General features: G+C 73.4%; 7 protein-coding genes. 6 read left to right on the top strand and 1 reads right to left on the bottom strand.

Features of this window, described 5'->3' with window-relative positions; genetic code table 11:
• Positions 1–271: 271 nt before the first annotated feature.
• The 6 genes from EAO70_RS22600 (at position 272) to EAO70_RS22575 (ending at position 7,159) form a co-directional block, all read left to right on the top strand.
• Positions 272–1,720, top strand: a complete 1,449-nt coding sequence (locus EAO70_RS22600; protein ID WP_148004632.1) for a peptidoglycan D,D-transpeptidase FtsI family protein — start codon at positions 272–274, stop codon at positions 1,718–1,720.
• A 110-nt stretch (positions 1,721–1,830) separates the two neighbouring features.
• A complete protein-coding gene (locus EAO70_RS22595) occupies positions 1,831–2,265 on the top strand; it encodes a hypothetical protein (protein WP_148005306.1) in 435 nt (144 codons plus the stop codon).
• Positions 2,266–2,378: 113 nt separating this feature from the next.
• Positions 2,379–3,581, top strand: a complete 1,203-nt coding sequence (locus EAO70_RS22590; RefSeq protein WP_187283990.1) for an MFS transporter — start codon at positions 2,379–2,381, stop codon at positions 3,579–3,581.
• A 189-nt stretch (positions 3,582–3,770) separates the two neighbouring features.
• On the top strand, positions 3,771–5,798 hold the full coding sequence (locus EAO70_RS22585; protein WP_261992986.1) for a PAS domain-containing protein: 2,028 nt from the start codon (positions 3,771–3,773) through the stop codon (positions 5,796–5,798).
• 32 nt (positions 5,799–5,830) lie between these two features.
• Positions 5,831–6,070, top strand: a complete 240-nt coding sequence (locus tag EAO70_RS22580; protein WP_148004631.1) for a hypothetical protein — start codon at positions 5,831–5,833, stop codon at positions 6,068–6,070.
• A gap of 45 nt (positions 6,071–6,115) precedes the next feature.
• Positions 6,116–7,159, top strand: coding sequence for a TerD family protein (locus EAO70_RS22575; RefSeq protein WP_148005304.1), 1,044 nt, complete (start codon positions 6,116–6,118; stop codon positions 7,157–7,159).
• 18 nt (positions 7,160–7,177) lie between these two features.
• On the opposite strand, the gene EAO70_RS22570 is transcribed toward EAO70_RS22575, so the two are convergent.
• Entirely contained in the window at positions 7,178–8,197 is a 1,020-nt protein-coding gene (locus EAO70_RS22570) for a 1-aminocyclopropane-1-carboxylate deaminase (RefSeq protein WP_148004630.1), read from the bottom strand.
• Positions 8,198–8,259 lie beyond the last annotated feature (62 nt).

Below are 8,259 nucleotides of genomic sequence, written 5' to 3'. Positions count from 1 at the left end.
CCTTCTCCCCCTCTCCCGCCGCACCCGCTCCCCCGCGCGGCGGAGGCGGATCGTCGGTCCGCACGAGGTGGCGGCGGCGGCCGATGATCGCCGTCAACGGGGTGCCGGTGCTCGCCGACGCCCTCGTCGTCGTCCTCGCCCTGCTCCTCACCCGGCCCGGGTGACGGCGGTCACCCGGGGGCCCGTCTCCGATGAAGGTTGGCTGAGAATCCGGCCACATCCGGCCACATCCGGAACGTCCCCCACCGGTCCGTTCGTCCCCACCAGTGCGATGAACAAGACGATCAGGCGCACCTCGGTCTTCGTGCTGCTCCTGGTGCTCGCCCTGCTGGGCCGGGCCACCTGGGTGCAGGCGTACGAGGGGAAGGCGCTCGCGGACGACCAGAAGAACCGGCGGAAGACGATCGCGCAGTACGCGCAGCCGCTCGGGAACATCGTCGTGGCCGGTTCGCCGGTCACCGGCTCGAAGAAGACGGAGGGAACGGACCTCGAGTACCGCCGGACGTACGAGGACGGCGACCTGTACGCGGCGGTGACCGGCTACAGCTCCCAGGCGTACGGCGCGACCCAGCTGGAGGGCGTCTACGCCGACGTCCTCGACGGCACCGACGACCGGCTGAAGAACCCGCTGGACGCCGTCACCCGCAAGCAGCAGAAGCCGGGCACGGTCGTCACCACGATCGACCCGGACGTGCAGAAGGCCGCCTACCGGGCCCTCGGGGACACGAAGGGCGCGGCCGTCGCCCTCGACCCGGCCACCGGCCGTGTCCTCGCGATGGTGTCCACCCCGTCCTACGACCCGTCGAAGATCGCCGGGACCACGGACGGGGACGCCTGGCAGGCACTCATGGCGGACGAGGACAAGCCGCTGGTCAACCGCGCCCTGCGGCAGCCGCTGCCGCCCGGCTCCACCTTCAAGCTGGTGGTGGCCGCCGCCGCCCTGGAGGACGGGCTGTACGGCTCGGTGGACACGGCGACGGACAGCCCCGACCCGTACACCCTGCCGAACACCCGGACCGTGCTGAGGAACGAGAACGCGTCCGCGCCCTGCGAGAACGCCACGATCCGCACCGCCCTCCGCTACTCCTGCAACAACGTCTTCGCCAAACTGGCGGCCGACCTGGGGCAGGACAAGGTGAGGGCGATGGCGGAGAAGTTCGGCTTCAACGACGCCGAGCGCGACATCCCGGTCCGCGCCTACGCGAGCGTGTACCCCTCCGGCATGGACAAGGCGCAGACGGCGCTGACCGGCATCGGCCAGTTCGACGTGACCGCCACCCCGCTCCAGATGGCGATGGTGTCGGCGGCGATCGCCAACGACGGCCGGCTCGCCGCGCCGCACATGGTGTCGGAGGTCGTCGACTCGGACGGCGACCCGCTCACCCGGTTCGAGGACGGCGGCGGCGAGCGGATCGTCTCGTCGTCGACGGCGGGGCAGCTGCGGAGCGCGATGCGGACCGTGGTGGAGGAGGGCACCGGCACCAACGCGGCCGTCCGCGGGGCCGAGGTCGGCGGCAAGACGGGTACGGCGCAGCACGGCGAGAACAACAGCAAGACGCCGTACGCCTGGTTCACCTCGTACGCCAAGGACCCCTCCACCGGGAAGCAGGTCGCCGTCGCGGTGCTGATCGAGGACTCGGGCGCGGCCCGCTCCGAGGTCAGCGGCAACGGTCTGGCGGCCCCGGTGGCGCAGAAGATGATGGCGGCCGCCCTGAAGTGACGTGACGCGGGCCCCGATTGGCCGTCGGGGCCCGTCACACGATATGCAGGATCACGCTCGTGTCCGAGCACACATTCGAACCACTGATCCTGCTCCCGCGGAGGACCGCCGTGCGCCTGCCCCGTTCCCTGTCCGGCTGGACGATCGCGGTCTTCGGCGTGCTCGCCGCCGCACTGGGCGTGGTCGGCCTGGTCGTCCCGGACGCGCTGCTCACGGTGATGGGCTTCGAGCCGGTGCCCGACTCCGCGCGCGCGGACGGGGACCACACGCTCGTCTTCCTCACGGCCTCCTCGATGGCCGCGCTCAACATGGGCGTCTACTACGTCCTCGCCGCGCTCGCCGACTGGAAGGCGTTCTTCCGCTGGACGGTGCCCTTCCGTCTCCTCACCTGCGCCGTCTTCACCCTCGTGGTCGTCGGCGGCCGCGCCCCCGCCGGGTTCCTGGGGGTGGGCCTGTGGGAGGGCCTGGGCGCGGTGGCGACCGGGGCGGCCCTGTGGCGCGAGAAGCGGGAGGCGGAGGGCGACGCGGCCCCCGTGACGCGGTGAGGGCGTCCCGCCTCCGGGACAGGGCCGACGTGGTCGGTCGGCGTACGTCCGGGCCGGTCTCCTAGGGCAGATGCCCGATCCGCCGGGCCCACCTCAGAGACCAGCCTGTGCCCATGCGCTGGTATCTGACGGGTGTCCTCGTGTCCGGATTCGGTACGACGGCGATGTGGCTGGTCTCCGGGATCTGGGTCAAGTCGCTGACGGGCTCCGACGGTCTCGCGGCCCTGGCCGCCTTCGCCCTCTGGGCTCCCGTCCTCCTCGGGCCGCTGCTCGGGACGCTCGCCGACCGGGCCCGGCGGCGGCCGCTCCTGGTCGCCCTCGACCTGGCGGCCGCCGCGGTCCTCCCCGTCCTCCTGTGGGTCGACTCGGCGGACCGGGTGTGGCTGCTCTTCGCCGTCCTCGTCCTCTACGGGGCACAGGGCACCCTCCACGAGGCGGCGGAGCAGGCCCTGGTCGCGACCGCCGCGGACGCGGAACGGCTCGGCGCCCTCAACGGGCTGCGAATGACCGCCAACGAGTCGACCAAACTGATCGCCCCGCTCGTGGCCGCGGGCCTCTTCGCCGCGTACGGCGGCGGGACCGTCGCCCTGCTCGACGCGGCCGGCTTCGCGCTCGCCGCGGGCCTCTTCGCCCGGATGCCCGTACGGGAGGAACGCCCCGCGCGCCCGGAGGCCCGGAAACTGCGGCGGGAGACCGCCGAGGGCGCCCGGCTGCTGCGCGGCTCGCCGGTGCTGCGGCCCCTGGTCGCGACGGGCGCGTTCACGATGCTGCTCGCCGGGGTGAACGGGGCCGCGATCTACGCGGTCGTCGACCGGGGGCTCGCCCACGCCCCGGCCTACGCGGGCGTGCTCTACGCGGTGCAGGGCGCCGGCTCCGTCCTCGCGGGCCTGCTCACCGGGCCGCTGCTGCGCCGGATCCCCGAGCGGACGCTCGCCGCGGGCGGCCTCGCGCTGTTCTCGGTCGCGGCGGGCGTCCGGGCGCTGCCGTACGAGGCGACGGCCCTGGCGGCGAGCGCCGGGATCGGCCTCGGGCTGCCGTGGGTGCTGGTGGCGGTGGCGACGGCCGTGCAGCGGGTGGCGCCCCCGGAGGCGGTCGGCCGGGTGGCGGCCACCGCGCACACGCTGGTCATGGCGCCGAACGCGCTGGCGCTCGGCCTCGGCGCGGGCCTGGTCGCCCTCGTCGACGTCCGCGTCCTGCTGCCGCTGCTCGCGCTCGCGGGAACGGGCTGGGCGGCGGCGGTCACGGTCCGGGGGCGGCGCCACGGGCGGGCCCGGGAGACGACGGACCGGCCGGACCCGTCCGTACCGGTGGGTTGAGAGTTCCGTAGCGGTGGGTTGAGGGCTCCGTACCGGTCGGCGTGAGGCTCCTCACCGGCCGGCTGGGAACTCCGTACCGGTCGGGTGAGGGCCTCCGCCCCGCCCCGGGCCCCGGGGGCGCTCGCGGTGCGGGGGGACCGGTGGGCGGCGAGCATGGAAGGAGGCGCGGCGCGGCGGGAGGAGGGCAGCGTGACGGCCGGTTCCTTCCCGGGGACGACGGGGCGGGTCGGTGTGCCCCTGGACGGCAAGGGCCTCCTCGACGTCCTGGGGGTCGCCGCCGTCGTCATCGACGCGCACGGACGCATCGTGCTCTGGAGCCCGCAGGCCGAGGACCTCTTCGGCTACCGCGCGAACGAGGCCCTGGGTCAGTACATCGCCCGGCTGGTCGTCGACGCGGACCACCGGGACGAGGCGATGCGCCTCTTCGGCGAGGTGCTGCGGGAGGGCACGACCTGGGCCGGCACCTTCCCCGTCCGGCACAAGGACGGCGGGGTGCGGCCGGTGGAGTTCCGCAACATGCGGCTCACCGACGACCTGGGGGGCCTCTACGCGCTGGGGATCGCCGCCGACCACGCCGCCGTCGAGCGGATAGAGACCGAGCTGGCCCTCTCCGACCGGCTGGTGTCCCAGTCCCCCATCGGCCTGGCCGTCCTCGACACCGACCTGCGCTACGTCCTGGTGAACCCGGCCCTCGAACGGATCAACGGCGTCCCGGCCGCCCTGCACATCGGACGGCGGATCGGCGACATGCTGCCGAAGGTCGACGCCGCGGCCCTGGAGGACGCGGTGCGCACCGTCCTCGCCACGGGCGAGCCGCTGCTCGACCACTCCACCCTCGGGCGGACCCCCGCCGACCCGGACCGCGAGCACGCCTGGTCGGTGTCCCTCTACCGCCTGGAGGGGGCGGAGGAGCGGGTCCTGGGGGTGGCCGTCTCGGTGATCGACGTGACCGAGAGGCACCTGGCGGACGCCGACGCCGACCGGTCGCGGCGGCGGCTCGCGCTCATCGCGGACGCCTCGGCCCGGGTCGGCACCACCCTGGAGGTGGAGCGGACCGCCGACGAGCTGGCCTCGGTGGTGGTGCCGGAGCTCGCCGACATCGCCGCCGTCGACGTCCTCGACTCCGTCCTCGCGCTGCGCAGGCCGGGCGCGCCCGAGGAGGGGCCCGAGCTCTTCCGGGCGCTGGCGGTGAAGGCGGCGGCGCGGACGGACGCGCTGCCGGCGGCCGACCCGCCCGGGGCGATCACCATGTACGGGGCGGACCGCCTCGTCACCCGGTGCGTGCACACCGGTCTGCCCGTCCTCGTGGAGCACGTCGGCCCCGGTGACCTGTCCCGGATCGCCCGGAGCCCGGAGGCGGCGGAGCTGCTCGCCCGGGCGGGGGTGCACTCCTATCTCGCGGTGCCGCTGATCGCCCGCGGCGAGGTGCTCGGCGCGCTCGACCTGAAGCGGGACCGCAACGCCCTGCCCTTCGACGGCGACGACGTGCTGCTGGCGACGGAGCTCGCGGCCCGCGCCGCGGTCAGCATCGACAACGCCCGCTGGTACCAGAGCGTGCGGAACTCGGCGGTGACGCTGCAGCGCAGCCTGCTGCCCGGCGCACCGCCGGAGCGGGCCGGCCTGGAGGTCGCGGCCCGCTACCAGCCCGCGCAGGCGTCGAGCGAGGTCGGGGGCGACTGGTACGACGTGATCCCGCTGCCCGACGAGAAGACGGCGCTGGTCGTCGGGGACGTGATGGGCAGCGGGATCGACGCGGCGGCGACGATGGGCCGGCTGCGGACCGCCACCTGCGCCTTCGCCGACCTCGACCTGGCGCCCGCCCAGGTCCTGCGGCACCTGGACCGGATCACGGCGGGCCTGGAGCACTACATCGCGACCTGTCTCTTCGCCGTGCACGACCGGGCCCGCGGCCGGTGCAGGATCTCGAACGCGGGACATCTGCCGCCGGTGCGGGTCCCGGTGGACGGCCCGGCCGAGCTGGTGACCGTACCTCCGGGGGTGCCGCTCGGGGCCCACCGGCCCCTCCGCCCCCACCGCATCCATGGGTCGAAAGAATATTCATATGACGGATCTGACCGGGAACGGCAGGATGCCCGGCATGCCACGACCCCATGGATTCACGTACGAACAGCGCCGCGACGGCTCGGTGGTCCTCACCCACCCCCACCGGCCCCTCCGCCCCCACCGCATCCATGGGTCGAAAGAATATTCATATGACGGATCTGACCGGGAACGGCAGGATGCCCGGCATGCCACGACCCCATGGATTCACGTACGAACAGCGCCGCGACGGCTCGGTGGTCCTCACCCACCTGGGGCGGGCCGCGGGTGTGCTGCGCGGCGCCCGCGCCGAGAAGTTCCTCGCCGAGGTCGGGTCGGGCGACGCCCAGCTCGTCATGGCCCGGTGGACCGGCGCGTACCGCTTCGGGAACGAGCGGCAGGCCAGGAACCACCCCCGTAATCAAGGTGGCCGAACCGGCCGAGGGTAAGGGAACGGCAAAGGCACCCGGTTCGTTAGCCCAGGCATGACCGCAATGACCCCCGGCTCGAACATCCCTCTCACCGCCGCACGCGTGGCGGTGGACGTCGCCGCACCGGTGCGGCTCGACGTCTCGGGCCTGCTGCTCGGCGCCAACGGCAAGGTGCGCTCGGACGACGACTTCATCTTCTACAACCAGCCGTCCGGCCCCGGTGTGACCTACCGCTCCGGCGGCGGCGCCGCCCCCGACGCGATCCTGGTGGACACCGGCGCCGTCCCGGCCGGCATCGAGAGGATCGTCGTCACCGCGAGCCCCGACGCCGCGGGCCAGACCTTCCAGGGCATCGAGCCCACCGCCACCCTTCGCAACGCGGACGACGGCACCGTCCTCGCCACCTTCACCCCGCCGCAGCTGGCCACCGAGACGGCACTCGTGGTCGTCGAGATCTACCTGCGCAACGGCGCGTGGAAGGCCCGCGCCGTTGCGCAGGTAGATCTCGACGCTGCCGCGGCCGGCTCCGGCAAGATCAACCTCGACAAGGGCCGCGTCAGCCTCCAGAAGAACCAGACCGTGTCCCTGGTCAAGGGCGGCCGCCCGCTGCTCTCCCAGGTCAAGATGGGCCTCGGCTGGGAGCCGGCGTACCGCGGCAAGGACATCGACCTGGACGCCTCCGTCATCGCCTACGGCCCCCAGCGCAACCACCAGGACAGCTGCTACTTCGGCAAGCTGTCCATCCTCAACGGCTCGGTGAAGCACTCCGGCGACAACCTCACGGGCGAGGGCGCGGGCGACGACGAGGTGATCGTCGTCGACCTCGGGCGGCTGCCCGCCGACACGACCGGTCTCGTCTTCACGGTGAACTCGTTCTCCGGACAGAAGTTCACCGAGGTCGCCAAGGCCTACTGCCGGCTGATCGACGCGGCGACCGGCGAGGAGCTGGTCCGCTTCGACCTGACCACCGCCGAGCCGCAGACCGGCGTGATGATGGCCAAGCTGATCAAGCAGTTCTCCGGCGAGTGGGAGATGACGGCCATGGGCGAGTTCGTGAAGTCGCGGACCGTCCGGGGCATGGTGAAGCCGGCCGCCCAGGCGCTCTGAGCGGCCGCGCTCCCCCGTTCAGAACAGCGCGCTGTACGCGTTGAGGGCGGGCTGGCCTCCGAGGTGGGCGTAGAGCACGGTCGAGTCCCGGCCGATCTCCCCCCGGTCCACCAGGTCGATCAGCCCCGCCATCGACTTCCCCTCGTACACGGGGTCGGTGACCATGCCCTCGGTGCGGGCCGCGAGCCTCATCGCGTCGAGGGTCGCCTCGTCCGGGATGCCGTACACCCCGGCGTGGTAGCGCTCGTCCAGCTCGACGTCGGCCGCCGTCACCGGGCGGTCGACGCCGATGAGGGCGGCGGTGTCCCGGGCGATCCGGGTGATCTGCTCATGGGTCGGCCCCGGCTTCGCGGAGGCGTCGACGCCGATGATCCGGCGGGCCGGGCCGCCCTCCTCCTCGGCGAGCGCGGCGAAGCCCGCGACCATCCCGGCCTGGGTGGAGCCGGTCACCGAGCACACGACCACCGTGTCGAAGCGCACGCCCAGCGCCCGCTCCTGCTCGGCCACCTCGTACGCCCAGTTCGCGAAGCCCAGCCCGCCGAGCCGGTGGTCGGAGGCGCCCGCCGGGATCGCGTACGGCTTCCCGCCACCCTCCTCGACCTCGCGCAGGGCCTGCTCCCAGCTCTCCTTGAAGCCGATGCCGAAGCCCGCCCGCACGAGCCGGACGTCGGCGCCCGCGAGACGGCTGATCAGGATGTTCCCGACCTTGTCGTAGACGGAGTCGGGCCAGTCGACCCAGCTCTCCTGCACGAGCACGCAGCGCAGCCCGGCCCGGGCGGCGACGGCGGCGACCTGGCGGGTGTGGTTGGACTGGACGCCGCCGATGGAGACGAGGGTGTCGCAGCCCTGGGCGAGGGCGTCGGCGACCAGGTACTCCAGCTTGCGGGTCTTGTTCCCGCCGTACGCCACACCCGAGTTGCAGTCCTCGCGCTTGGCCCACAGGGTGGCGCCGCCGAGGTGGTGGGTGAGCCGTTCGAGGGGATGGACCGGCGAGGGCCCGAAGAGGAGCGGATAGCGGTCGAAATCGGTGATCGGCAAGGCGGCTCCCGGTGAGTGACAGCGGCTGGTCGACGGTCCTGGACGCGGGGACGGGGGCGTAC

It is taken from the genome of Streptomyces sp. adm13(2018), assembly GCF_008042145.1.
GTDB lineage: Bacteria > Actinomycetota > Actinomycetes > Streptomycetales > Streptomycetaceae > Streptomyces.
The sequence above is the reverse complement of the archived record's forward strand: the minus strand, read 5'-3'. Positions and strand labels throughout refer to the sequence as shown.

Excerpts from the sequence above, each read along its gene's own strand:
- EAO70_RS22590 (WP_187283990.1), top strand. The coding sequence starts at position 2,379 with ATGCGCTGGTATCTGACGGGTGTCCTCGTGTCCGGATTCGGTACGACG.
- EAO70_RS22575 (WP_148005304.1), top strand. The coding sequence starts at position 6,116 with ATGACCCCCGGCTCGAACATCCCTCTCACCGCCGCACGCGTGGCGGTG.
- EAO70_RS22600 (WP_148004632.1), top strand. The coding sequence starts at position 272 with ATGAACAAGACGATCAGGCGCACCTCGGTCTTCGTGCTGCTCCTGGTG.
- EAO70_RS22580 (WP_148004631.1), top strand. The coding sequence starts at position 5,831 with ATGCCACGACCCCATGGATTCACGTACGAACAGCGCCGCGACGGCTCG.